This is a genomic window from Bacteroides cutis, assembly GCF_900241005.1.
GTDB classification, from domain to species: domain Bacteria; phylum Bacteroidota; class Bacteroidia; order Bacteroidales; family Bacteroidaceae; genus Bacteroides; species Bacteroides cutis.
The window spans coordinates 306,023-330,351 of the sequence record NZ_OEST01000004.1 but is presented as its reverse complement, the minus strand read 5'-3'; the positions used below and the strand labels follow the sequence as shown (position 1 = coordinate 330,351).

General features: G+C 39.6%; 24 protein-coding genes and 1 tRNA gene. 9 read left to right on the top strand and 16 right to left on the bottom strand.

From position 1 onward, the window contains the following. Nucleotides 1-110: 110 nt before the first annotated feature. From cls to C1A09_RS10945, 3 genes are all read left to right on the top strand, one after another. Nucleotides 111-1,319: a cardiolipin synthase gene (gene cls, locus C1A09_RS10955; protein WP_255419791.1), complete on the top strand. Its 1,209-nt coding sequence runs from the start codon at nt 111-113 to the stop codon at nt 1,317-1,319. A gap of 95 nt (nt 1,320-1,414) precedes the next feature. Next, nucleotides 1,415-2,209 carry a thymidylate synthase gene (locus C1A09_RS10950; RefSeq protein WP_101544012.1) on the top strand — a complete coding sequence of 265 codons (795 nt, stop codon included), beginning with the start codon at nt 1,415-1,417 and terminating at the stop codon, nt 2,207-2,209. 26 nt (nt 2,210-2,235) lie between these two features. Further along, nucleotides 2,236-2,724 (top strand): dihydrofolate reductase, encoded by a 489-nt coding sequence (locus C1A09_RS10945; protein ID WP_101544009.1) that lies wholly within the window; start codon nt 2,236-2,238, stop codon nt 2,722-2,724. Nucleotides 2,725-2,727: 3 nt separating this feature from the next. On the opposite strand, the gene C1A09_RS10940 is transcribed toward C1A09_RS10945, so the two are convergent. Further along, complete coding sequence (locus C1A09_RS10940) at nt 2,728-3,204, bottom strand: Lrp/AsnC family transcriptional regulator (protein WP_101544006.1); 477 nt, start codon at nt 3,202-3,204, stop codon at nt 2,728-2,730. Nucleotides 3,205-3,346: 142 nt separating this feature from the next. Here C1A09_RS10940 and C1A09_RS10935 point away from each other — a divergent pair, with 142 nt between their 5' ends. Further along, nucleotides 3,347-4,624 (top strand): IgA Peptidase M64, encoded by a 1,278-nt coding sequence (locus tag C1A09_RS10935; RefSeq protein ID WP_101544248.1) that lies wholly within the window; start codon nt 3,347-3,349, stop codon nt 4,622-4,624. 51 nt (nt 4,625-4,675) lie between these two features. Beyond that, a complete protein-coding gene (locus tag C1A09_RS10930; RefSeq protein WP_101544004.1) occupies nt 4,676-5,209 on the top strand; it encodes a GNAT family N-acetyltransferase in 534 nt (177 codons plus the stop codon). A 113-nt stretch (nt 5,210-5,322) separates the two neighbouring features. Here C1A09_RS10930 and C1A09_RS10925 read toward each other — a convergent pair whose 3' ends face one another. The 9 genes from C1A09_RS10925 to C1A09_RS10885 form a co-directional block, all read right to left on the bottom strand. Next, complete coding sequence (locus tag C1A09_RS10925; protein ID WP_005657168.1) at nt 5,323-5,787, bottom strand: ExbD/TolR family protein; 465 nt, start codon at nt 5,785-5,787, stop codon at nt 5,323-5,325. Then, nucleotides 5,787-6,380, bottom strand: coding sequence for an ExbD/TolR family protein (locus C1A09_RS10920; protein WP_101544002.1), 594 nt, complete (start codon nt 6,378-6,380; stop codon nt 5,787-5,789). The genes C1A09_RS10925 and C1A09_RS10920 overlap by 1 nt, the downstream gene beginning before the upstream one ends. A 35-nt stretch (nt 6,381-6,415) precedes the next feature. Beyond that, nucleotides 6,416-6,901 carry a hypothetical protein gene (locus C1A09_RS10915; RefSeq protein ID WP_101544000.1) on the bottom strand — a complete coding sequence of 162 codons (486 nt, stop codon included), beginning with the start codon at nt 6,899-6,901 and terminating at the stop codon, nt 6,416-6,418. 5 nt (nt 6,902-6,906) lie between these two features. Next, nucleotides 6,907-7,716: a MotA/TolQ/ExbB proton channel family protein gene (locus C1A09_RS10910; RefSeq protein ID WP_101543998.1), complete on the bottom strand. Its 810-nt coding sequence runs from the start codon at nt 7,714-7,716 to the stop codon at nt 6,907-6,909. A 78-nt stretch (nt 7,717-7,794) separates the two neighbouring features. Then, nucleotides 7,795-7,882 (bottom strand) — tRNA-Ser (locus tag C1A09_RS10905). A gap of 162 nt (nt 7,883-8,044) precedes the next feature. Further along, complete coding sequence (locus tag C1A09_RS10900; protein WP_101543996.1) at nt 8,045-8,824, bottom strand: TatD family hydrolase; 780 nt, start codon at nt 8,822-8,824, stop codon at nt 8,045-8,047. Further along, complete coding sequence (locus C1A09_RS10895; RefSeq protein ID WP_101543995.1) at nt 8,821-9,534, bottom strand: hypothetical protein; 714 nt, start codon at nt 9,532-9,534, stop codon at nt 8,821-8,823. The genes C1A09_RS10900 and C1A09_RS10895 overlap by 4 nt, the downstream gene beginning before the upstream one ends. A 20-nt stretch (nt 9,535-9,554) precedes the next feature. Next, nucleotides 9,555-10,529 carry a polyprenyl synthetase family protein gene (locus C1A09_RS10890; RefSeq protein WP_101543993.1) on the bottom strand — a complete coding sequence of 325 codons (975 nt, stop codon included), beginning with the start codon at nt 10,527-10,529 and terminating at the stop codon, nt 9,555-9,557. Nucleotides 10,530-10,607: 78 nt separating this feature from the next. Then, entirely contained in the window at nt 10,608-11,294 is a 687-nt protein-coding gene (locus C1A09_RS10885; RefSeq protein ID WP_101543991.1) for an energy transducer TonB, read from the bottom strand. Nucleotides 11,295-11,560: 266 nt separating this feature from the next. On the opposite strand from C1A09_RS10885, the gene cmk reads away from it, so the two are divergent. From cmk to pfkA, 3 genes are all read left to right on the top strand, one after another. Beyond that, nucleotides 11,561-12,250: a (d)CMP kinase gene (gene cmk, locus C1A09_RS10880; RefSeq protein ID WP_101543989.1), complete on the top strand. Its 690-nt coding sequence runs from the start codon at nt 11,561-11,563 to the stop codon at nt 12,248-12,250. A 64-nt stretch (nt 12,251-12,314) separates the two neighbouring features. Next, entirely contained in the window at nt 12,315-13,178 is an 864-nt protein-coding gene (locus C1A09_RS10875; protein ID WP_101543988.1) for a 4-hydroxy-3-methylbut-2-enyl diphosphate reductase, read from the top strand. Nucleotides 13,179-13,282: 104 nt separating this feature from the next. After that, nucleotides 13,283-14,263 carry a 6-phosphofructokinase gene (gene pfkA / locus C1A09_RS10870; RefSeq protein WP_101543974.1) on the top strand — a complete coding sequence of 327 codons (981 nt, stop codon included), beginning with the start codon at nt 13,283-13,285 and terminating at the stop codon, nt 14,261-14,263. 81 nt (nt 14,264-14,344) lie between these two features. Here pfkA and C1A09_RS10865 read toward each other — a convergent pair whose 3' ends face one another. The 6 genes from C1A09_RS10865 to C1A09_RS10840 form a co-directional block, all read right to left on the bottom strand. Continuing rightward, nucleotides 14,345-15,184, bottom strand: coding sequence for an SDR family oxidoreductase (locus C1A09_RS10865; protein WP_101543971.1), 840 nt, complete (start codon nt 15,182-15,184; stop codon nt 14,345-14,347). 36 nt (nt 15,185-15,220) lie between these two features. Then, nucleotides 15,221-16,447, bottom strand: coding sequence for an NADH:flavin oxidoreductase (locus tag C1A09_RS10860; protein WP_101543969.1), 1,227 nt, complete (start codon nt 16,445-16,447; stop codon nt 15,221-15,223). A 13-nt stretch (nt 16,448-16,460) separates the two neighbouring features. Further along, the gene (locus tag C1A09_RS10855) at nt 16,461-17,231 is read right to left on the bottom strand and encodes a DUF1295 domain-containing protein (protein WP_101543967.1); all 771 of its coding nucleotides are present in this window, start codon (nt 17,229-17,231) and stop codon (nt 16,461-16,463) included. A 179-nt stretch (nt 17,232-17,410) separates the two neighbouring features. Beyond that, nucleotides 17,411-18,754, bottom strand: coding sequence for a citrate/2-methylcitrate synthase (locus C1A09_RS10850; RefSeq protein ID WP_101543965.1), 1,344 nt, complete (start codon nt 18,752-18,754; stop codon nt 17,411-17,413). Between the two features lie 36 nt (nt 18,755-18,790). Continuing rightward, nucleotides 18,791-19,948 carry an NADP-dependent isocitrate dehydrogenase gene (gene icd / locus C1A09_RS10845; protein WP_101543963.1) on the bottom strand — a complete coding sequence of 386 codons (1,158 nt, stop codon included), beginning with the start codon at nt 19,946-19,948 and terminating at the stop codon, nt 18,791-18,793. A 3-nt stretch (nt 19,949-19,951) separates the two neighbouring features. Further along, on the bottom strand, nt 19,952-22,195 hold the full coding sequence (locus C1A09_RS10840; protein ID WP_101543961.1) for an aconitate hydratase: 2,244 nt from the start codon (nt 22,193-22,195) through the stop codon (nt 19,952-19,954). 194 nt (nt 22,196-22,389) lie between these two features. Here C1A09_RS10840 and C1A09_RS10835 point away from each other — a divergent pair, with 194 nt between their 5' ends. Beyond that, nucleotides 22,390-24,279 (top strand): AAA domain-containing protein, encoded by a 1,890-nt coding sequence (locus C1A09_RS10835; protein WP_233519892.1) that lies wholly within the window; start codon nt 22,390-22,392, stop codon nt 24,277-24,279. Nucleotides 24,280-24,329: the final 50 nt, after the last annotated feature.

Sequence of the window (24,329 nt, the reverse complement as noted above, 5' to 3'; positions counted from 1 at the left end):
AAAGGCTAATTTTTTCCAGACAAACAAGCATTTTTCATCGATATATTGTATATTTGCAAGCTCGTAAAACTAAAAAAGACAATAAAGTTTTGAGACAAGTACTATTCATCATATTATTCGTTTTTTCTTTCGGAAGTATCCGCGCCCAAGTTACAAGTGATTCACTCGTCATGCATTATATGCAGGATATAGGAATACCTTTGACCTATAATAATAAGGTTGAATTACTGATGACCGGTCGTGATAAGTTCGTTGATCTGTTTGAAACTATACGTCATGCCCGCCATCATATTCATCTGGAATATTTCAATTTCCGTAACGACTCTATTGCCAATGCATTGTTCGACCTGTTGGCTGAAAAGGTGAAGGAAGGTGTAACGGTACGTGCCATGTTTGATGCCTTTGGAAACTGGTCCAATAATCAACCTCTGAGAAACTATCATCTGAAATCCATACGGGACCGAGGTATAGAAATTGTGAAGTTTGACCCTATTACTTTTCCATATATTAATCATGCTATACACCGTGACCATCGTAAAATAGTTGTTATTGACGGGAAAATAGGTTATACAGGTGGAATGAATATCGCTGATTACTATATCAACGGTCTACCTAAGATAGGCAATTGGCACGATATCCACATGCACATCGAAGGGGATGCCGTACGATATTTACAAGGTATTTTCCTCACGATGTGGAATCGTGAAACGGGTCAGCATGTGGGTGGACCGGCTTATTTTCCCAATATACCTCAGTTTCCCGACAGTATAGCCGAAGAAATTGCGATCGTAGACCGTACTCCGCGTGAAACACCTCGTTCTATCAGCCATGCATACACCATCTCCATCGAAGCCGCACAAAAAAATATCCAAATAGTAAATCCATACTTTTTACCAACCAAGTCTATTCGCAAAGCTATTAAAAAGGCGCTGAAGAAAGGTACGGAAGTGGAAATTATGATACCTGCCGTGTCGGATATCCCCTTTACTCCTGAAGCTTCTTTTTATGCAGTACATAAATTGATGAAACGTGGAGCAAAAATTTATCTGTTCAACGGAGGTTTCCATCACTCTAAAGTAATGATGGTAGACAGTACTTTCTGCACTGTAGGTACAGCCAATCTAAACAGTCGGAGTTTACGGTATGATTACGAAACAAATGCTTTCATATTTGATCCGACCACTACTCATCAACTGAATAATATGTTTATGAATGATAAGCAGAATAGTACTCTCCTTACCCCTGAAGTCTGGAAAAAACGGTCGGCATGGAAGAAATTCGTTGGTTGGTTCGGTAATTTATTGACTCCTTTCCTCTAATTGGAGTTCTTCTTCTAATTTTTAATTTTTAATTTTTAATTTTTAATTTCCCTAGAAGTTGGCTACCTTTGGCGAAGCTTTTAATTTGTAATCTAATGAAACAATATTTAAATTTGCTCAATCGGGTGCTGACTGAAGGTACAGAGAAGAGTGATCGTACCGGAACCGGTACAATCAGTGTATTCGGCCATCAGATGAGGTTTAATATGGACGAGGGATTTCCTTGTCTTACTACCAAAAAACTTCACTTAAAATCCATCATCCATGAATTACTATGGTTTTTGCAAGGAGATACCAATGTTAAATATCTTCAAGATAATGGGGTACGCATCTGGAATGAATGGGCGGATGAGAATGGAGAGTTAGGGCATATTTATGGTTATCAATGGCGTTCTTGGCCTGATTATAAAGGGAATTCAATCGACCAAATCAGTGAAGCTGTTGAAACGATCAAGCATAATCCGGATTCGCGTCGTATCATCGTAAGTGCTTGGAATGTAGGAGACTTGAATAACATGAATTTGCCTCCGTGCCATGCTTTTTTTCAGTTTTATGTGGCAAACGGAAAGCTTAGTCTACAACTTTACCAACGTAGTGCTGATATATTTCTAGGGGTACCGTTCAATATTGCATCATATGCCCTGTTACTTCAAATGATGGCACAAGTGACAGGATTGAAAGCTGGAGATTTTATTCATACTTTAGGAGATGCACATATTTATTTAAATCACTTGGAACAAGTCAAACTTCAGTTGAGCCGTGCCCCTAGACCACTTCCTCAAATGAAAATCAATCCGGATATAAAAAACATCTTCGACTTTAAATATGACGACTTTGAACTAGTGAATTACGACCCATATCCTCACATAGCAGGAAAAGTATCAGTATAATTCAATTTAGACTATAAACAAATAGCATGATTAGTATTATTGCCGCAGTAGATAGAAATAGAGGTATCGGTTATCAAAACAAACTGTTATTCTGGCTCCCCAATGACTTGAAACGTTTCAAAGCCCTCACCACCGGAAATACCATTATCATGGGAAGAAAAACTTTCGAATCGTTGCCTAAAGGTGCTTTACCCAATCGACGGAATATAGTATTATCTTCTCATTCGGACATTTATTATCCTGGAGCTGAAGTATTTTCTTCTTTAAAAGAAGCCTTAAAGAGCTGTAAAGAAGATGAGCATATATATATTATAGGTGGAGCCAGTGTTTATCAGCAGGCACTTCCATTGGCTGATATGCTTTGCCTCACAGAAGTAGATGCAGAAGCTCCTCATGTAGACGCTTACTTTCCAGAAGTGAATTCCAAAATATGGCAAGAAAAAAGCAGAGAATTCCATCCGATAGATGACAAACATCCCTGCCCTTATGCATTTGTTGACTATTTTCGTCGATAAAAATTATTCATCATCTTCTCCCACTAATATAGGCATCTGGCGTTTAATGGCTTCGTGAAAAGAGATCAACGTCTCTGTACGTGACAATCCCAACGGTTGTAATTTATCATGGATAATACTCAACAAATGATGATTGTTTCGTGCATAAAGTTTGATGAACATATCATATTTACCGGTTGTAAAATGACATTCCACTATTTCGGGAATAGCTTCCAACGCTTTCGTCACAGCATCAAAAGTAGCAGGATCTTTTAAATAAATACCAATATAAGCACATGTTTCATATCCAATCTTTTCCGGGTCAAGAATATATTCCGAACCTTTTAATATTCCTAGATTGGTGAGTTTCTGGATACGTTGATGAATAGCCGCTCCAGAAACATTACAAGCTCTTGCCACTTCCAAAAAGGGAATTCGTGCATTATCAGCGATGAGTTTAAGTATCTGCTCGTCTAAAGTATCCAATTGATGATGTCCCATTTCAAATCTTATAGTTAATAAATGATGTATAAAAATCGTATTCCTGTACGACAATGTGCAAAGTTAGCCATTTTTTTACAGATAAAAATACGGTTTATAACTTTTCTTGCTAAATTTGTGAAAGATTAAATAACAAATGAATATGAAAAAATACACTCTGATTTTATTGTGTCTTTGGATAACAGTCTCAGGCTATGCGCAATTTTTTAATGACTACTTCTCGGGAAAAACTCTCCGCGTAGATTATATCTTTAATGGTAATTTCTCTAAACAGAATATTTGTTTGGACGGTTTGTCAGTTCTTCCATCATGGGCGGGAAGAAAACATCATCTGTCAGAGTTACCCCTACAAGGTAACGGGCAGATTACCGTGCGCGATATTGCCAGTAACAATATTATATACAAAACTTCATTTTCCTCTTTATTTCAAGAATGGTTAGAGACTGATGAAGCAAAGAAGGTTACGAAAGGATTTGAGAATACTTTCCTACTTCCCTTCCCTCTTAAACCTATAGAAGTAGAAATAACACTAATTGACCCTCACGGGAATGTATATGCCAGTATGAAACATACTGTTAATCCAAATGACATCCTGATACAGCGAAAAGGAAATACCCACATCACTCCCCACAAATATCTGTTACAAAACGGAAAACTGGATAAATGCATTGATGTAGCCATCCTTGCCGAAGGATATACATCTGATGAAATGGAAATATTTTATCAGGATGCAACAATAGCCTGTGAGAGTTTATTCTCTCATGAACCTTTCAAATCAATGAAAAAACGTTTCAACATCGTAGCAGTAGCCAGTTCTTCACAAGACAGCGGAGTAAGTGTACCACGACTTGGTGACTGGAAACACACAGCAGTTAGTTCACATTTCAGTACTTTTTATTCAGACCGGTATCTGACAACAACCCATGTAAAATCCATTCATGATGCATTGGCTGGAATACCTTACGAACATATTATCATCCTTGCCAATACAGAAGAGTATGGTGGTGGTGGTATTTATAACTCATACACTCTTACTACAGCCCATCATTCTAAATTCCGTCCGGTAGTTGTACATGAGTTCGGACACAGCTTTGGAGGACTTGCTGACGAATATTTCTATGATAATGATGTAATGACAGATACTTACCCGCTGGATGTTGAACCATGGGAACAAAATATAAGTACCCGTATAAATTTCACCTCCAAATGGGAAGATATGCTTGCTAAAGAAACACCCATACCTACACCAACAGAAGAGAGTAAGAAATATCCTGTAGGTGTATATGAAGGTGGTGGTTATTCAGCCAAAGGTATTTATCGCCCAGCTAATAATTGTCGTATGCGTACCAACGAATATCCCGCATTTTGTCCCGTATGTCAACGTGCCCTTCGACGGATTATCGAGTTTTATACAGAATAAAATAATAGTGTATCAGTATAAAATAATAATACTAACTAAAATAAATAATTTATGATTAAATTTCAACGTATCACCACCGCTGATATAAATTTGTATACCTATATGGAACAGTTGATAACCATTTCTTTCCCATCTGATGAATATCGTGCTTTAGATGAAATGAAAAAGTATACAGATACTAAACCGCATTTCTACAATAATATCATTTTTCATAATGAAATACCTATTGGTTTTATCACCTACTGGGATTTTGAAGAATTCTATTATGTAGAACATTTTGCTATTGATCCGTCACAACGAAACGGTGGATACGGAAAAAATGTACTACATCATTTATGTCAACTATTAAATCATCCTATTGTATTGGAAGTAGAAGTTCCCGAAGAAGAAATGGCAAAACGGCGCATCAACTTTTACAAACGTCATGGCTTTACACTATGGGAAAGACCCTATTTCCAACCACCTTATAAGCCCGGAGATAACTATCTCTCGATGTTATTAATGGCTTATGGAGAATTGGACAGTGAAAAAGATTTCAATACTATAAAAGAAAAACTTTACAAAGAAGTATATAATGTGAAGTAAAGATACAAGTAATACTCTAATAGTAGCACTTAATGATTTGACTATTGTCAATAAAACAATAAAGGCTACCTGTCTATTAACAGGTAGCCTTTATTATATAGTCAAACCAACTCTTACTGACGCGGTTGCGCAGAATAGTTAATCTTCAATGCATAAGCTTTACGAAGAGCCTCTTTGATATCTGTAACGATACCCATTTTCGTGTCTTGATCAACTTTCAAAGATACAGTCATTTGCGGCTGATCCTCTTCTTTCATACTGGCACGTTCACCAATAATGTAATCCTGGATTGCAGCAACTTCTGCATAGCTATCATTTAACTGGATACGACTTTCGTTACCTAATTTCTTACGGAATTCGGCAGTAGGCTTTCCTACATAGATAAACGTAACCAAAGACTTCTTTTCAAGTTTTTCCAACTCAGTAGCTTGCGGAACCTTAAACTCAACCTTTAATGTTACCTCACGCATGGTTGTTACAATCATGAAGAAGAACAACAAGGTGAAGATAAGGTCAGGCAGAGAAGAAGTGTTCAACGCCGGCATTTCTTTCTTACCAGTCTTATTAAATTTTCCCATTACTTCTTTTCTCCGTACTTTTTAGGTTCTGCCTCAGAAATCTTCTGAGGATAAATATCACGAATTGCTTTTTGTTGATCTTCGTTCAAATCAGCATAATTCTTTTGCCATTTTTCTTGAGCAAGCTCGTCACGCAACTCATTATAAGCTGCAACCAACTCATTCTGCACAGAAATATATGCTTTATAAGAAGAACCACGGTCACAACGCAAAGAAACTACATGCTTTTCCGTAATCATCATGTTGCCAAAGAAAGGAATATCTTTTGCATATTTCTCAGGCTTAGTTTCATCATTATACGGATTGGCAATAAATTCTTTTGCTTTTGCACGCAATTGATCTACACTGATATAATCGTTTCCACACATTAACTGGTCGTTCATATTCAGGAAAACTTGCAATACGTTGCGTTCTTTCAATTTTACATCGTCATTATCCTTTTGTTCTTGCTCCGGTGGTGGTGGCAAACGTCTTGCCAAACCACGGTCAGTATCCATAGACGTTGTAATCAAAAAGAAGATCAACAACAAGAAAGCAATATCTGCCGTAGAACTTGAGTTAATATCAGGAACTTTTCTTTTTCCTTTTGCCATTGTAATTACTCTTTTAACTGAGTTTCCTCAATTGGTTATGATAATTTCTTCTTAATACTACTAAAAATCATTGAAAGCACTGTTGCAGCCAACAAAATATAGATAGTATAAAGGAACATATCAGTAATCTTCAACCAGAAAGGAACATTATCTGAGCCTTCATATCCTGGGATGTTGAGAGGTTCACCACTACCCATTGCCCAAGCAATAATAACAACTACAGCTAAAATAATTACACCGATCAAAGATTTCAAAGCCTTTCCAGGATTATCCTTCAACGCTGTTCCAAATTGGAACAGAAAAGCAGCCAATGTAGCAATTACAGCCAAACCGAACAAACCATACATCAAGTAAATCAAGGCATCGGTCTGAGCAGGCTGCCACATTTCTGAGTCAACGCTCATCAGTACTGAATCGCCCTGAGCATCTCCACCAAAGTAGAACATACCCAGTACTACCAAGATGGCAGCAAACATTACGTACAGTACATAATATGATACTTTATATGATAACTTAGCCATTTCTATTATTTTTTGTATTTCAAGTTATATTTGATAACCATATCCAACAATGAGATAGAAGAATCTTCCATTTCACTAGTCAAAGCTTCAATCTTAGACAGAATGTAGTTATAGAATACCTGGAGGATCAAAGCAACAATCAAACCGAAAATAGTTGTAATCAAGGCAACCTTCATACCACCAGCAACAACCGTCGGAGAGATATCACCTACTTGTTGGATCTTATCAAATGCCTGCACCATACCGATTACAGTACCCAAGAACCCTAATGACGGAGCCATTGCGATAAACAGTGTGATCCAAGAACAACCTTTTTCCAAATAACCAGCTTGAACACCACCATAAGAAACAACAGACTTTTCTACGACATCAATACCTTGGTCAATTCTCATCAAACCTTGATAATAGATAGATGCAATAGGACCTCTTGTATTACGTGCGATGTCTTTAGCAGCTTCAACGTCACCTTTTTCCAAAGCAGCTTCGATAGCAGCCATAAATTTCTTAGTATTAATTTCAGCCAAGCTCAAATAAATGATACGTTCGATGCAGAATGCAAGGCCGATAACCAATGCAATAGCAACTAAACTCATGAAAGAAGCAGTACCTTCAATAAACTTTGTTTTAATTTCTTTGTGAATACCACCTTCTTCAACTTCTACAGCAGCAGGAGCTTCATCAGCAGGAGCTGCCTGAGCTGCAGGAGCAGCTTGTTCTGTTTGTTCAGCTGCAGGAGCATCTTGAGCCTGAGCAAGTTGAGTTGAGCCAAATGTTAAGACTCCCATCACAGCAACAATTGCAAATAACTTTTTCATTGTGTGTCTAATTTTTAAGATTAATTAATTAAATTACTTATTATATTTATTTGTTGTTTTTTCTTATTTCAATCCATGCGGAGAGACGGGGATTCGAACCCCGGATACCCTTTAGGAGTATACACGCTTTCCAGGCGTGCCTCTTCAACCACTCGAGCATCTCTCCAGTACACGCTTTCCCTGAAATCGGGTGCAAATTACAAAAAAAATGCGAACTGCAAGCGTTTTCAGCTACAAATGTATTCTTTTTTTTGTTCTTCCGTAGCATTCTCCAGTTTTTATCTTGAATAAAATCTCAAAATTAATAAACTTTAAAATCTTCAATACCTTATTTGAGCATTGCAAACACTTTTAATGCATTATTAGAAGTGATCCATCCTACTTCCTCAGGCACTTTATGATAGATTTCAGCAACTTTTATCAAAGTATCTTTCACGTTTGCGCTCTCATTTCGTTTACCCCTATTGGGAACAGGAGTCAGATAGGGAGAATCTGTTTCCAATACTACACGTTCCAAAGGAATACTTTGCAAAACTTCCGGTAAGGTTGACTTTTTAAAAGTCACCACTCCATTAATTCCGACATAAAAACCTGGAAAATCAAGAATACGTACAGCTTCTTCAATAGTTCCCGTAAAACTATGAAAAATTCCTCTTAAGGGAGTTGTTTTATAAGGCTCCAATACCCTATATATATAATCAAAGGCCTCCCGACAATGAATAACTATCGGCAAATCATACTTCAAAGCCCATTCAACCTGTTGTTCAAAAACAATCAATTGTTCTTCCAAAAAAGTTCGATCCCAATAAAGATCTATCCCAATTTCACCAATTGCCACATACTCATTTGGCATTGTTAAATATTCCGCCACAAAATCCAGCTCTTTCCTATAATCCGCATTTACCGAAGTAGGATGTAACCCTATCATAGGAAAACAATAACCTTTATACTCGGAACAAACGCGTAGCATAGATTCAATTGTGCTACTATCTATATTGGGCATAAATATATGGGTAACCCCTGCCACACGTGCACGTTTAATAACTTGTGGCAAATCCTCTGAAAATTCTTCCAAAAAAAGATGGGAATGTGAATCCACTAATCTCATACTTCAACTTCTTCTATCTGTTTCTCACCAGTACGATAATAGTATATCACCCCATAATCACGACATAAATCCAATCGCTTCTTATTCGGGAAAACGTCCTCAAATTTCTTTTCTACCTGATTCCATATGTTCAAAATCAGACTATCTGCATCAGCTCGCATCGACGAAAGAACTTCCAGGCTACGCGCTGTTGAAGCCTGCAAATTTTTCTGCCGTTCATAACTTTCCATGAAAATATCATAATGTACCCTCACTTTGGCAATAGTCGGATTATAAATAGGAATTCCCCCCTGAGAAATTCGCAGACTTTCACCGTTTATAATTTTCCGTCCCCATTCTGCAAGAGAAGTTTCAGTCGATAAATCAGGCACATTATTATTTTTTAAATCCAATCCGTAGTACTCCTTGTGAGAAGTACGCACTTCCGAACGAATAACAGCTAAATTCAGTACTTGTATAAAATGGGAAAGATACAACCGGGCAGTTTTCACATTAGCCTGGTGTTTCCGTCCGGCTTTTGATTGCCGTTCAAAACATTCGGCATAATAAGACTGTGCCGCTTCAAATTTAATCAGAAAATTACGGGCATCTGTCAGTGTTTTTAAAGATACAGCCAAATCATATACATTATATATATCACCTTTCACGACTACAGCTTTCAATGCACGTATTCTCGCTTGGTCTGTATTTGGTAATCTTCTATAAGGCATTTTTTAATAAGTTAGGAAGATCATACCTCACGGTACATCAATTTTTTCATCAATTCTTTAAATTCCTTTTTCTTTTCATCAGCGATTCTCACAGCAGCAAGACTTTCTATAGCCTTTACACAATATTCAGCCATCTTTTCTTCGCAGATTTTTTTCACCCCTATTTGATTATACAATTCCGTTACAGTAGCGACCTTCTCAGTAGCATCGAACGAAACAGTATTTATCCAATAATTCAATCGGTGCTTCTGTTCCTCGTCAGCATGTTCCAAGGCTTTAATCAACAAATAGGTCTTTTTATTACAAAGTATATCACCACCTATATTTTTTCCAAAAACAGCAGTATTTCCATACACATCTAATAAGTCGTCTTTCAGCTGAAAAGCAATTCCTAGATTTACGCCAAAGTCATACAAATTCTTAGCATCTTCAGAAGGAGCTCCTGCCAAAATTGCACCGATCTTCAAACTTGCAGCCAAAAGAACTGAAGTCTTCAAACGAATCATCTCAAGATACTCCTTATCCTCTACATCGTTCCGCTGTTCAAAATCCATATCTAGTTGCTGCCCCTCACAAATCTCCAATGCTGTCAAACTAAATAGATTGATTACCTCCTTCAAATATTCAACTGGGCATTGCGCCATAAATTGATATGCCAATACCAACATTGCATCTCCCGAAAGAATAGCACTATTGTCATTCCATATTTTATGTACCGTTGCCTTACCTCTCCGCTTATCAGCACGATCCATCAAATCATCATGTAACAATGTATAATTGTGGTAAACCTCAATCCCCGTTGCCGGTGAAAGAATACGAGTCACATCATCCTTATAAAGATTATAAGCCATCAACATCAATACCGGACGAATTCTTTTGCCGCCAATGGATAATACATAAGTAATCGGATCATACAATCCCTGTGGAGTACGTGTAAACTGCAAACCTGCAATATGAGTATTTATTTTCTCGAGAAGCTCGGAAGATGTAAACATAAGTTATAAAATTAGAGGAATAACAAGGAATGAAAAGAGGCTGCTTTTCAGCAGCCTCTCCACTTTATAGATATCTTATTACTGCAATCTAAACATTACAGGCACCGTATATTTAACACGTACGGGTTTACCGCGTTGCATACCTGGTTTCCACTTAGGCATTGCACTAATCACACGAATAGCTTCTTTATCCAAATAAGGATCAACACCTCTCAATACTTTAGCATCAACAATACTACCATCCTTGTTAACAACGAACTGTACAGTTACGCGACCTTGAGTTCCGTTTTCCTGAGCAATAGTAGGATATTTGATATTTTTACTCAAGTACTGCATCAAACCAGCCATACCTCCATTAGGAAATTCGGGCATATTTTCTACAACCTCGAAAATAGTTTGTTCTTCCGGTTCTTCTTCTTCAACAGCGACCGGGACATATTTAATTTCTACGGCCTGATTTGTTTCCTCAGAAGTGGCAATAGTAGTTTCTTCCACATCAGCATCATCATCTACGATTGTCAGAGTTTCAGCAATCGGAGGTGCTACAGGAGGCGGAGGAGTAGCCTGTTCAGGTTGTTCTGTAATAGGAATAATTTCCTCTTCAAATACGAGGTCACTGATTGCCTGACTCGTATCAATCTTGATGTCACGCTTAGTCCATTCGAACGCGATGAACATGAATGCCAGCACGATTACATAACCGACGAGCATCCAAGTTGACTTCTTGTTCTCCAAGTCTGCTTTAGGTGTCTTTTTAATTTCCATAATTTATAATATAATTTTAGTGTTTCTCATTGGGACAAATATAGCACTTTTCCCACGATTGTTTTTGCTTAGATGTGTTTTTTTACACAATAAGCAATACATTTTCGTTTTTTTAATTCTTCAAAAGCGTATACATGCTTTTATGCCACAAATGTAACGAGATATTTTAAAAATACCGTATCTTTGGCAAGAATTTTAAATGAATTATTGAAAAATCCTCTATAGAGAGAGCTAATTCATAAAATTAAAGTATAAAATCATTTCAAATGAAAAAGATAACAATTGCAATCGATGGTTTTTCCTCATGTGGGAAAAGTACTATGGCAAAAGACCTTGCACGTGAAATTGGATACATATATATAGATAGTGGTGCTATGTATCGTGCAGTTACCTTATATAGCATAGAAAATAGCATTTTCCAGAATGATAAAATTGATACAAAAAGACTAGAGAAACACATCAACGATATTCATATTTCTTTCCATCTGAATTCGGAGACAGGACGTCCAGACACCTATCTTAATGGAAAAAATGTAGAAAACAAAATTCGTACAATGGACGTTTCTTCTCATGTAAGTTCTATTGCCGCTTTGAGTTTTGTACGTGAAGCGATGGTAGCGCAACAACAGGAAATGGGTAAGGCCAAAGGCATCGTAATGGACGGCCGCGATATCGGTACTACTGTCTTCCCAGATGCAGAACTGAAAATCTTTGTAACTGCTTCTCCTGAAATACGTGCACAGCGCCGATATGATGAATTGAAGGCTAAAGGAGAAGATACTAGTTTTGATGAAATTCTGGAGAATGTAAAACAACGTGATTATATCGACCAAAATCGGAAAGTAAGTCCGCTCCGCAAAGCAGATGACGCACTGTTACTTGACAATAGCTATATGACTATTTCCCAACAAAAAGAATGGTTGTCAGAACAATTCAACAAAGTGTGTAAAGCATAATGCCGGAAAAAGCTATACCTAATTTGAGCTCTTATTTATTATCTATAAATCAACAACTAGAAAAATGATAAAAGTAGAAATAGATGAAGGTTCAGGCTTCTGTTTCGGAGTAGTCACTGCGATAAATAAAGCTGAAGAAGAACTGGCCAAAGATGGTACATTATATTGCTTGGGAGATATTGTACACAATAGCCGAGAGGTAGAACGTCTAAAAGAAATGGGGCTTATCACCATCAACCATGACGAATTCAATCATCTACATGATGTTAAAGTACTATTACGTGCTCATGGTGAACCACCTGAAACTTATGACATTGCCCGTCGTAATAACATTGAAATCATCGATGCAACTTGTCCTGTTGTACTCCGTCTGCAAAAAAAAATCAAACAGGAGTATACACAGGAAAGCAATGAAGATAAGCAAATCGTGATATATGGGAAAAACGGTCACGCTGAAGTACTAGGATTGGTAGGACAAACTACTGGTAAAGCGATAGTCATTGAAAAGCTAGAAGAAGCCAAGAAATTGGACTTCAGCAAAAGTATCCGTCTTTATTCACAAACGACTAAATCTCTGGAAGAATTTCAAAAAATCGTTGAATATATTAAAGAGCATATTTCACCGAATGTCACTTTTGAATATTACGACACAATCTGTCGGCAAGTAGCCAATCGCATTCCGAATATCCGCAAATTTGCTGCTTCGCACGACCTGATATTTTTCGTTAGTGGTAAAAAGAGTTCTAACGGGAAAATCCTGTTCCACGAATGCCAATCAGTCAATCCAAATTCTCATTTTATAGACAGTGCCGAAGAAATTGATAACAATCTGCTTATGGGAGCAGCTTCCATCGGCATATGTGGAGCAACCTCCACGCCCAAGTGGTTAATGGAGGAAATATTCAAGGCAATCAAATCACGCCTTTAAGCCAAAATGTCATCCTTTTGGAACAGCAAATTAACGTAATTTATTAGTCATGGCCTTAGCTTTTTGCTATCTTTGCGCCAATTATTAACATAAAAAAGATTGTTATGGGAACAGTTAAGTGCATCGGTATCTTGACATCCGGAGGTGATGCTCCGGGAATGAACGCTGCCATCCGCGCAGTGACGCGTGCAGCTATTTACAACGGACTACAAGTGAAAGGTATATATAGAGGTTACAAAGGTCTAGTGACCGGTGAAATTAAAGAATTTAAAAGCCAAAACGTAAGTAATATTATCCAATTAGGTGGTACTATTCTGAAAACAGCCCGCTGTAAAGAGTTTAAAACTCCCGAAGGTCGTCAGATAGCATACGATAATATGAAGAAAGAAGGAATAGATGCTCTAGTGGTCATTGGTGGTGACGGCTCTCTATCGGGTGCACGTATTTTTGCACAAGAATTTGATGTTCCTTGTATCGGTCTACCAGGAACTATCGACAACGATCTTTATGGTACAGATACTACAATAGGTTATGATACGGCATTAAATACAATTCTGGATGCCGTAGATAAAATCCGTGATACGGCAACCTCTCACGAACGTTTGTTTTTTGTGGAAGTAATGGGTCGTGATGCCGGATTCCTCGCTTTGAACGGTGCCATAGCTTCCGGCGCAGAGGCAGCTATCATTCCGGAATTTAGTACAGAAGTCGACCAATTGGAAGAATTCATTAAAAATGGTTTCCGCAAATCAAAGAACAGTAGTATAGTACTCGTTGCTGAAAGTGAACTGACAGGTGGTGCTATGCACTATGCAGAACGTGTAAAGAACGAATATCCTGAATATGATGTACGCGTAACCATCCTTGGTCACTTGCAACGTGGAGGAAGTCCTACTGCTCACGACCGAATTCTCGCCAGCCGTATGGGGGCTGCCGCTATTGATGCCATCATGGAAGGACAGCGCAATGTTATGATCGGTATTGAACATGACGAGGTTGTTTACGTTCCTTTTACCAAAGCAATCAAAAATGACAAGCCCATTAAGAAAGATTTAGTAAATGTATTGAGAGAACTCTCAATCTAATTCATATACTATACATTATACGGACCCGACAGATTATAACTACCATCATCTGTACCAGTCCGTATAATTATAATAAATTTCTTATAGCCATTTTTTTACTATCCTTTCGGTTTCATTCCACAACTGGCGCATTTGCACATGCTGCATATATTTTTCTGATATTTTTTTGGGATGACAACTCACATTTAGGGTTCCTGTCCGTTTCCCGGTCTCTTCATCCAGCAATAGACTGATAGCAGTTGCCGCCCCTTGTCTGGGAGTCCGTATAAAAGGACGGAAAAAAATATCAGTCAACGGGTCAAACCACATATGCATCGTTATGATGTTAGTGGAAACTATTCCCGGATCCGCAGCATTGACTATTATCCCCTTGTCTTTCACCCGATTTGCCAAATCAATAGTAAATAATGTCAAAGCCAGCTTCGTATTACTATAAATAGGTATACGCCAGAAACTACCTTTTTTCCCATGTAGAAAGAAATCGGGAAAGTCAATCTTACCAATAGCATAAGTACAGGAAACCATATTCACGATCCGACTCCCCTCACCCATCAACGGCAACAATTTACGAGTCAATAAATAAGGTCCTACATAGTTTACGCCTACTGTTTGTTCCAGTCCATCCTCAGTAATACGACGTTCTGTTTCCATAGTACCGGCATTATTCATCAGCAGACTCAACGGCTCTCTCCGTTCTAATATTTCATTTGCAAAAGAAGAAACGGAAGAAAGTGAAGCAAGATTTATCTCTTTTACCTCAATACACGAGTTTCCCGTTTCACGTATCAGTAATTGTCTCTTAGGTTCAGCTGCCTGCAAACTTCGGCAAGCCATAATGATCCGGTAACCAGCTATGGCCACGGCACGAGTAATTTCCATACCCATTCCTCCATCTGCTCCGGTTATAATCGCAAGTTTCACCTTTTTAATTGATAATTGATAATTAACAATGAGTTATCAGCCTTTCGCTTCTATTCTCTCTATTTCCTTCTTAAGACAGGCAGGAAGTTTCTCATTCAGATGTTGATGACAGGCCATCTCAATAGAATACATCCGTGCAATACAATAATTGCTGTGCCTGCAATTACAACGCGCATTTTCCTCTTCGCGCATACGATTGACAAATCCCGGTTCATTAAGCAACGCGCGCCCCATTTGTACTGCCTCAAAGCCGTCATCCAACACCTCATCTATCTTGTCACGGGATACCAGACCACCTACATAAATCAAAGGCATCTTCAACTCCGCACGGAACTTCAAGGCATCTTCCAAGAAATAAGCTTCCTTAAATGGCACGGCAGGTATCATCCATTTACCTACCATACGTACTCCATACTTCAACCACCAGCAAGTCATATAATGCGTCATACTACGAATAGGCATCTCCCCCCGCATCACATACATTGGTGCTTTACTGACAAAACCTCCACTCAATACCAGCGCATGAACACCCGATTGCTCCAGACGCTTTGCCACCTGCATAGTTTCATCAATTTCCATCCCTCCACGGAAACCATCACGCATATTCATCTTTACCAATATCGCCATGTCATTACCTGCAGCTTTCATCACCTCTTCCATCACCATATCCATGAAGCGCATGCGATTTTCCAATGAACCACCGAACTCATCTTTCCGATGATTGGTGGCAGGTGAAAGAAACTGGCTGATAAGATATCCATGTCCGGCATGAATTTCTACAGAATTAAAACCAGCTTCACGTGCCAGATTTACCGAACGACCATACGCACGCGCCATTTCAGGTAGTTCATCCGCACGTAGTCCACGCACAAACGTTGGAGAATAAAGATTGAAACCACCGCTAGCTCCCACCGGTGTACAACCACATATACTTTTGTGAGACATATTACCACAATGTCCCAACTGAATACCTGCTGCCGCTCCCTCCGCATGAATGGCATCAGTCAGCCTGCGAAGCCCAGGAACAATCTCAGGACGCATCCATAACTGACGATCAAAAGAAAGTCCACTTTGTGTAACAGCAGCATAGGCAACAGTAGTCATGCCAATACCACCTGCCGCCACCGAACGATGATAATTAAGCAACATATCAGACGGAACATTACCCGGGCACATACTCTCAAAGGCAGCCGAACGAATAGTACGATTACGCAAAGTCAATGGTCCGAAAGTAACAGGTGTAAATAACTTTGAGCTTTTCATTATTCCTTATTTTTTAATATATAAAGGGTATAATACGTTTTCTTTTCCCTACAGCCTCATTACCAAACTCTTCACGGTAATGTTTATAAATAGCATCAGCACGAGGTACCAAATTGGCGAATGTCCACCACACAAAAACCCATGCAGCCGGAGAAGCAACCAATATTGCAAACCCTATCCATTCTATCAACTCACCCAAATAATTGGCGGAAGTGACATATCGATAAAGTCCTTTACCCGGAAGGTAATGTTTTGTATCACCGGGTTTACGCAGATGACGTATCACATAATCGGAATGTAGATTTATTCCCATTCCTATAAAAAACAGCAAAAGCCCTCCAATAGCCCATGGAGAAAGGAAATAATACCAACCATCCCCATACAGTTTACTTATCGGGAAATAGAATATTCCACCAGCTTGCATAATCCCATTCAGAAGATTGAATACAATCCCCATCGCCATGATAGCAATCGGCATACGAGACTTTCCTTTTAATAGCAATGGAAAAATAAAAGAACGTTGAAAATAATGAAGCAGAAATAATAACAGGAAAATAAATTGTGGTATCGTCACCCCTATCCCGCTATATATCCAAAGAGCCGACATCACAAAAAAGACCGGAGCTTCCATCAATACCCAAGCCAATTTATTATTAATAGATGCTCCCCACGAAGCTGTTCGAAATATCCCATACCCCGCTTTTATAAAATAGAGTGCAATAAAGACAAAAAGAGCTATCACACTCATTACCCATAAAAAGGCCTGAAAATCTCCCCGGCTCATATTCTTTCATTTAAATACAGCAAATATAGAAAAAACTTACAATACTCAAATCGTTTTCCAAAGATTATTAAAACATTTTTCATCTTATCTGGGAAGAAAATATCCAAAGAAAAGGGATACTTCCGGTTTATTAAACCTGGTAGCATCCCCTATAAGCTCCATTATTTTACTTCAAACGACTAACGTTTGTTAATAGGTACATATATCGTATCTTCTAGTATATTCTTATAAGCCGGACGAATGATACGTTTACCTTCAAAATTCAGTTCTTCGTTACGATGGGCACACCAACCGACAATACGTGCCATGGCAAACAGTGGAGTAAATATTTCCTGTGGTAATCCAATCATCTCGTACACAAAACCCGAATAGAAATCAATATTACTTGAAACCGTTTTCCCGTTATTCTTGATACGGCCGAAAGTAGAGATAGCACGTTCTTCCAGTAACTCAAGGAATGCAAACTCTCGTTCTTTACCTTTTTCACGAGCCAAGTCACGAGCTAATTCTTTCAGCAGAACGGCACGCGGATCAGAAATAGTATACACTGCGTGACCGATACCATAAATCAATCCAGTCTTGTTGTAAACTTCTTTATTCAGCATACGGGTAAAGTAAGTATCAATTTCATCCACATTCGTCCAATCCTGAATATTCTCTTGTAAATGATGGAACATATCAGCTACCTGAATATTAGCACCACCATGAAGCGGACCTTTCAAAGAACCGATCCCTGCAGCAATGGCCGAATAGGTATCTGTCCCTGTAGAAGATGTGACACGTACGGTGAAAGTTGAATTATTACCGCCACCATGTTCAGCTTGAAGTACCAGTAGCAAATCGAGAGTACGAGCATCCAACTCTGTATAATCTTTTTTCAACATATATAGGAAGTTCTCGGCAATAGACAGTTTTTCCTGCGGATGACGGATATGCAAAGAACGACCATGAGTGGCATGGCGAAGCATGTTATAGGCATATGCAATAATAGTAGGGAACTGCGATATCAGTTCGATACTTTGTCGCATCAGATTATCACGGGAAGTATCATCAGCCTGCGGATCAAAACGATACATCTCTAGTACGCTACGTGCCAAGATATTCATAATATTGTTTCCTTCCAGCTCAATGATATTCATCTTTGTCTTTTGTTCCAACGGCATATTGTCGTTGATGAGTTCACAGAAAGAGTTCAACTCTTCCTTATCAGGTAACCTACCTGAAAGCAACAGATATGCCACTTCTTCAAAACCAAAACGTTTTTCTTTAATAACCGCATGTGCCAGATCTTCCAAATCATAACCACGATAAAACAGTTTTCCAGGAATAGGCTTCAAGCCTCCTCCGGGAATACGTTCGTATCCTACCACATTGCCAATCTTGGTCAGACCGACCAATACACCGGTTCCATCTTCGTTACGCAATCCACGTTTCACGTCAAACTTCTTGAACAGTTCGTTTTCAATTCGGGTGGCTTCTTTCAAGTCCTCCGAAAGTTTATAAATCAAATACTCCTTCTTCATGACATTATTCAGTTTTCATATATCGTAAATCATACATCATTCTTTCTCTCTTTCAATTCTTTCCACAACCTCCCGTGTAAAGTTCGACGTAGACATAGATACACCACCAGGCATGAAACGGGCAAGGTCGGCAGTGGCACGTCCTTCCATAAAACTCTTTTCCAAAGCCTTTTCTATCAGGGAGGCAGACTTTTTCCAACCAAAATATTCAAGCATCATCACGGCAGAAAGAATGATGGAACATGGATTTACAATATCTTTTCCCGCTATATCAGGAGCAGTACCATGAGTAGCTTCAAAGATAGCGTGTCCTGTTTTGTAGTTGATATTAGCCCCGGGAGCAATACCGATACCTCCTACCATAGCCGCCAATTGATCGGAAATGTAATCACCGTTCAAATTTAAGGTAGCGACAACGGAATATTTTTCGGGAACCAACAGCGTATTTTGCAGGAAAGCATCAGCAATACAATCTTTGATAAGCAAACGTCCCTCAGTTATCTCCTTACCGAACTCACGTTCTGCCAATTCATACCCCCACTTCTTGAAACCACCTTCGGTGAATTTCATAATGTTTCCCTTGTGTACCAACGTCACTGACGGCAGATGATTGTCGAGTGCGTACCGACATGCCGCACGTACCAGCCGTTCCGTCCCTTCTTTAGAAACAGGTTTCACACCGAATGAGGCTGTTTCGGGGAAACGTACTTTTGTCACTCCCATTTCATCATGCAAAAAATGGTAGAACTTCTCTGCTTCAGGCGTTCCGGCTTCCCACTCGATACCGGAATAGATATCTTCGGTGTTTTCACGAAATACGTACATATTCACTTTCTGTGGCTCCTTCACCGGAGAAATCACTCCTTTGTACCAACGTATGGGACGCAGGCAAACGTATAGATCTAGTGTCTGGCGTAACATTACGTTCAAAGAACGAATACCACCACCTACAGGAGTTGTCAACGGACCTTTGATACCCACTTTATATTTACGGAAAGCCTCCAACGTCTCGTCTGGCAACCACGTCCCCATTTCACGGAACGCACGTTCACCTGCCAAGACTTCTTTCCACTCGATACCACGTCCGTCACCATAAGCTCTCCTGATGGCGGCATTCACTATAGCTTGCATGGAAGGGGTTACCTCAGTTCCCACTCCATCGCCCATTATAAAAGGTACGGTTATTTTTTCCATTTTCTATCGTGCGTTTAATGCAGAACCGGCGCGGAACCAGTTTATCTGCTGTTCGTTATAAGTATGTTGTACCTCAAAATCCTCCTTAGTTCCGTCTTCATGGTAAAGAACAACTTTCAGATTACGTCCCGGAGCAAAATCCCTCAAACCAATAACGGAAAGTAAATCATGCTCCTGAATTTTATCGTAATCGGCTTTGTCAACAAAAGTCAGTGCCAACATACCTTGTTTCTTCAAGTTCGTTTCGTGGATGCGGGCAAAACTCTTTGCGAGAATAACGCGCACATTAAGGAAACGCGGCTCCATGGCAGCATGTTCACGGCTGGAACCTTCACCATAGTTTTCTTCGGCAACGACAATGGAGGGTATTCCTTCCGATTTATACAATTTAGCCGTACCCGAAACAGTTTCGTAAGCATTGGTAGAACGATTCCAAATCTTGTTGGTTTCACCATTGAAAGCATTGACAGCCCCCATCAACATATTATCGGAAATATTTTCCAAATGTCCACGAAACCGAAGCCACGGACCTGCCATTGATATATGATCGGTAGTACATTTGCCTTGTACTTTAATCAGTAAAGGCATATTCAGCAAGTCAGTACCGTCCCATGCAGGAAAAGAAGCCAACAATTGCAAACGCTGTGAATGCGGGTCTACCACAATATTTTTTCTTCCACTACTTGGTGCTATATATCCTTCGCTACCGGCTGCAAATCCTTGTGACGGCAGTTCTTCGCCAACTGGTTCAGAAAGTTTCACCCTCATACCGTCATTGTTTATCAGCATATCCTTCAACGGGTTGAAACACAAGTCACCGGCAATGGTCAATGCCATTGTCAGCTCCGGGGATGCAACAAAAGCATAGGTATTTGGATTACCGTCTGCCCGTTTGGCAAAATTACGATTGAAAGAGGTTACGATGGAATTCTTACGGGTAGGATTATCTGTTTCACGTTTCCACTGTCCGATGCAAGGTCCACAGGCATTTGCCATAATCGTTGCTCCTATTTTTTCGAAAACATCAATCATTCCATCACGTTCGGCCGTAGTACGAATTCGTTCAGAACCAGGATTGACAATCAAGGGAACAGCTACGTGCAAGCGTTTTTCCTGTACTTGGCGCGCCAAAGAAACGGCACGACTTAAATCCTGATAAGAAGAATTGGTGCAGGAACCTATCAGTCCGACTTCCACTTTACGAGGATAACCGTTTTTCAAGACCTTTTCTGCAAATTCAGAAACAGGAGTCGCCGCATCAGGGGTAAAAGGTCCATTGATATAGGGTTCTAAAGTAGAAAGATCGATATCAATTATACGATCGTAATACTTCTCAGGACAATCGGTCACTTCTTCATCTGCACAAAGGTCGACTGCTACAGAAGCAGCCAGTTCGGCTACTTCTTCACGTCCGGTAGCTTTCAGATAGGCCGCCATACGCTCGTCAAAAGGAAAGAGTGAAGTAGTAGCACCGACTTCAGCGCCCATATTGCATATCGTGGCCTTGCCAGTGGCAGATAATGAAGTTGTTCCGGAACCAAAATATTCAATAATGGCATTTGTTCCACCTTTTACCGTAAGGATACCTGCTAATTTCAAAATTACATCTTTCGGAGCTGCCCATCCGTTCAGTTTGCCGGTGAGACGTACACCTATCAGGTGAGGCATTTTCAGTTCCCATTCCATACCGGTCATTACATCCACGGCATCGGCACCTCCTACCCCAATGGCCACCATACCCAATCCACCAGCATTAGGAGTATGAGAGTCTGTACCAACCATCATACCACCCGGAAAAGCATAGTTTTCCAAAACAACCTGATGAATAATACCTGCACCGGGCTGCCAGAATCCAATACCATAGCATGAAGACACATCTCGAAGAAAGTTATACACTTCTTCATTGGTCTTTGTGGCTGTAGCTATATCTTCCCTGGCGCCTTTATAAGCTTGAATTAAATGGTCACAGTGTACAGTAGAAGGCACTGCAACTTCGTCGCGACCAGCATTCATAAACTGTAATAAAGCCATTTGTGCGGTTGCATCCTGCATTGCTACACGATCAGGACGGAAGGTAACATAATCTTCTCCACGCTTATAATTCTTTACTTCATCCGTATTATACAAATGAGCATACAAAATCTTCTCCGCCAGCGTCAACGGGCGTTTCAAAACAGCTCGGGCTTGTCTTATTTTCCCTGCATAAGCAGCATAAAACGCCTTTAGCATTGTCAAATCATACACCATAACCACTTGTTTTTAAATTTTCAATATTGTAAAGATTACAAATTAATATTATAAACAAATAAAAAGAGGTAAATGTTTAACAAAATAAAACTTTTCTTCTGTTGAAGAGAGAGAATGATTACCTTTGTAAGAAATTTAATGATAATTTAGGGGCATAGTACCCCAGCAAATTCCCATTTATAATATCTCAAGATATGACCAACAAAATACAGTCTCCCATCATACACCTCCAGCAGCACCAGTTCTTGCTACGTATGGAATACGAATACGAGAAAGAGGAGTTTAAACGGCAGACCGAAAATATGGGTGTTGCCCGGAAAGTGAAACGTGGACTTTGCTGGTATCCTATTTCTTCTGGACGAAGTTACTACAATTCACTCAATCAGTTGGTAATAGAAATTACACATTCGGAAGAGACTGACATAGAACACAATTTTGAATTCGGGCGTCCCGTCGTTTTTTTCCGTCAATCCGTCGACGGAAAAATCACCTATATGAATTTTATTGCTACTGTCAGTTATGCCGATGAAACTCGTATGGTAGTAGTAATGCCCAGTGCAGGATCCATCATGGAAGTGCAGCAAGCAGAGAATTTGGGTGTACAACTCTATTTTGACGAGACCTCCTATCATACCATGTTCGAAGCGTTGGAAGATGTGCTTCGCGCCAAAGGAAATCGATTGGCAGAATTACGGGATATTTTATTAGGAACATTGAAGGCCGGTTTCCGTGAACTCTATCCTGTACGCTTCCCATGGTTAAATTCAAATCAGGAAACAACAGTCAACAAAGTACTATGTGCCCGTGACGTAGCCGTCGTACACGGTCCTCCGGGAACCGGAAAAACTACCACCCTTGTAGAGGCCATTTACGAAACCTTACATCGAGAGCCACAAGTGATGGTCTGCGCTCAAAGTAATACTGCAGTCGATTGGATATCTGAGAAACTGATAGATAGAGGCGTTAATGTGCTACGTATAGGTAATCCTACACGCGTCAATGATAAAATGCTTTCATTCACTTACGAGCGGCGTTTTGAAAGTCATCCCCTCTACACAGAATTATGGAGTATCCGTAAAAGTTTGCGTGAAATGGGAGGACATGCCCGCCGAGGTAGTTATGAAGAACGGGAAGGAGTACGTAATCGGATGAGCCGCCTTCGCGACCGTGCTACGGCATTGGAAATTCAAATCAATGCTGATCTGTTTGACAGTGCCCATGTCATCGCCTCAACCCTTGTCAGTAGTAATCATCGCCTACTGAATGGACAACATTTCGGTACCTTGTTTATTGATGAAGCCGCTCAAGCTTTGGAAGCTGCCTGCTGGATAGCCATCCGTAAAGCCGACCGAGTAATATTGGCAGGAGATCATTGCCAACTTCCTCCTACTATAAAATGTTATGAAGCCGCCCGTAGTGGATTGGAACGTACATTAATGGAAAAAGTAGTTGCCAATAAACCTGCTGTCGTTTCTTTATTAAAAGTACAATATCGGATGCACGAAGACATCATGCGTTTCTCTTCCGACTGGTTCTACAATGGTGAACTCCAGGCTGCGCCAGAAATACGTCATCGGGGTATATTGGATTGGGATACGTCCATCAGTTGGATTGATACATCGGAGATGGATTTCAAAGAAGAGTTTGTTGGTGAAACGTTTGGACGTATCAACAAAGAAGAAGCCAAGTTGCTACTACAAGAATTGGAAACCTATATCAAGCGGATAGGTGGTGACCGTATTCTGGATGAACGAATTGATTTCGGAATAATCTCCCCCTATAAAGCACAGGTACAATATCTCCGGAATAAAATTAAAACAAGTTCTGCCCTCCGTCCTTACCGCAATCTATTCACCGTAAATACCGTCGATGGTTTTCAAGGACAAGAGCGTGATATTATTTTCATCAGTCTGGTAAGAGCAAACGAAGATGGCCAAATCGGATTTCTGAATGATCTGCGCCGAATGAATGTAGCTATAACAAGAGCACGAATGAAACTGGTGATATTAGGAGAAGCAACAACATTGAGCTATCATGTTTTTTATAAGAAATTGATAGAATATATAAAAAAAACTTCCCTATAATACTATTTACAGGGAAGTTTTTCTCATCTGTTCTATCCTATATAACAAGA

What these genes read in the sequence shown, in the direction of transcription:
- pfkA (WP_101543974.1), top strand. Translation starts at nt 13,283, where the DNA reads ATGGGAACAGTTAAGTGCATCGGTATCTTGACATCCGGAGGTGATGCT.
- C1A09_RS10855 (WP_101543967.1), bottom strand. Translation starts at nt 17,231, where the DNA reads ATGAGCCGGGGAGATTTTCAGGCCTTTTTATGGGTAATGAGTGTGATA.
- C1A09_RS10900 (WP_101543996.1), bottom strand. Translation starts at nt 8,824, where the DNA reads ATGAGATTAGTGGATTCACATTCCCATCTTTTTTTGGAAGAATTTTCA.
- C1A09_RS10925 (WP_005657168.1), bottom strand. Translation starts at nt 5,787, where the DNA reads ATGGGAAAATTTAATAAGACTGGTAAGAAAGAAATGCCGGCGTTGAAC.
- C1A09_RS10930 (WP_101544004.1), top strand. Translation starts at nt 4,676, where the DNA reads ATGATTAAATTTCAACGTATCACCACCGCTGATATAAATTTGTATACC.
- C1A09_RS10890 (WP_101543993.1), bottom strand. Translation starts at nt 10,529, where the DNA reads ATGTTTACATCTTCCGAGCTTCTCGAGAAAATAAATACTCATATTGCA.
- C1A09_RS10895 (WP_101543995.1), bottom strand. Translation starts at nt 9,534, where the DNA reads ATGCCTTATAGAAGATTACCAAATACAGACCAAGCGAGAATACGTGCA.
- C1A09_RS10950 (WP_101544012.1), top strand. Translation starts at nt 1,415, where the DNA reads ATGAAACAATATTTAAATTTGCTCAATCGGGTGCTGACTGAAGGTACA.
- C1A09_RS10920 (WP_101544002.1), bottom strand. Translation starts at nt 6,380, where the DNA reads ATGGCAAAAGGAAAAAGAAAAGTTCCTGATATTAACTCAAGTTCTACG.
- C1A09_RS10850 (WP_101543965.1), bottom strand. Translation starts at nt 18,754, where the DNA reads ATGAAGAAGGAGTATTTGATTTATAAACTTTCGGAGGACTTGAAAGAA.
- icd (WP_101543963.1), bottom strand. Translation starts at nt 19,948, where the DNA reads ATGGAAAAAATAACCGTACCTTTTATAATGGGCGATGGAGTGGGAACT.
- C1A09_RS10945 (WP_101544009.1), top strand. Translation starts at nt 2,236, where the DNA reads ATGATTAGTATTATTGCCGCAGTAGATAGAAATAGAGGTATCGGTTAT.
- C1A09_RS10875 (WP_101543988.1), top strand. Translation starts at nt 12,315, where the DNA reads ATGATAAAAGTAGAAATAGATGAAGGTTCAGGCTTCTGTTTCGGAGTA.
- C1A09_RS10840 (WP_101543961.1), bottom strand. Translation starts at nt 22,195, where the DNA reads ATGGTGTATGATTTGACAATGCTAAAGGCGTTTTATGCTGCTTATGCA.
- C1A09_RS10885 (WP_101543991.1), bottom strand. Translation starts at nt 11,294, where the DNA reads ATGGAAATTAAAAAGACACCTAAAGCAGACTTGGAGAACAAGAAGTCA.
- C1A09_RS10940 (WP_101544006.1), bottom strand. Translation starts at nt 3,204, where the DNA reads ATGGGACATCATCAATTGGATACTTTAGACGAGCAGATACTTAAACTC.
- C1A09_RS10935 (WP_101544248.1), top strand. Translation starts at nt 3,347, where the DNA reads ATGAAAAAATACACTCTGATTTTATTGTGTCTTTGGATAACAGTCTCA.
- C1A09_RS10910 (WP_101543998.1), bottom strand. Translation starts at nt 7,716, where the DNA reads ATGAAAAAGTTATTTGCAATTGTTGCTGTGATGGGAGTCTTAACATTT.
- C1A09_RS10860 (WP_101543969.1), bottom strand. Translation starts at nt 16,447, where the DNA reads ATGAAAAGCTCAAAGTTATTTACACCTGTTACTTTCGGACCATTGACT.
- cmk (WP_101543989.1), top strand. Translation starts at nt 11,561, where the DNA reads ATGAAAAAGATAACAATTGCAATCGATGGTTTTTCCTCATGTGGGAAA.
- C1A09_RS10835 (WP_233519892.1), top strand. Translation starts at nt 22,390, where the DNA reads ATGACCAACAAAATACAGTCTCCCATCATACACCTCCAGCAGCACCAG.
- C1A09_RS10915 (WP_101544000.1), bottom strand. Translation starts at nt 6,901, where the DNA reads ATGGCTAAGTTATCATATAAAGTATCATATTATGTACTGTACGTAATG.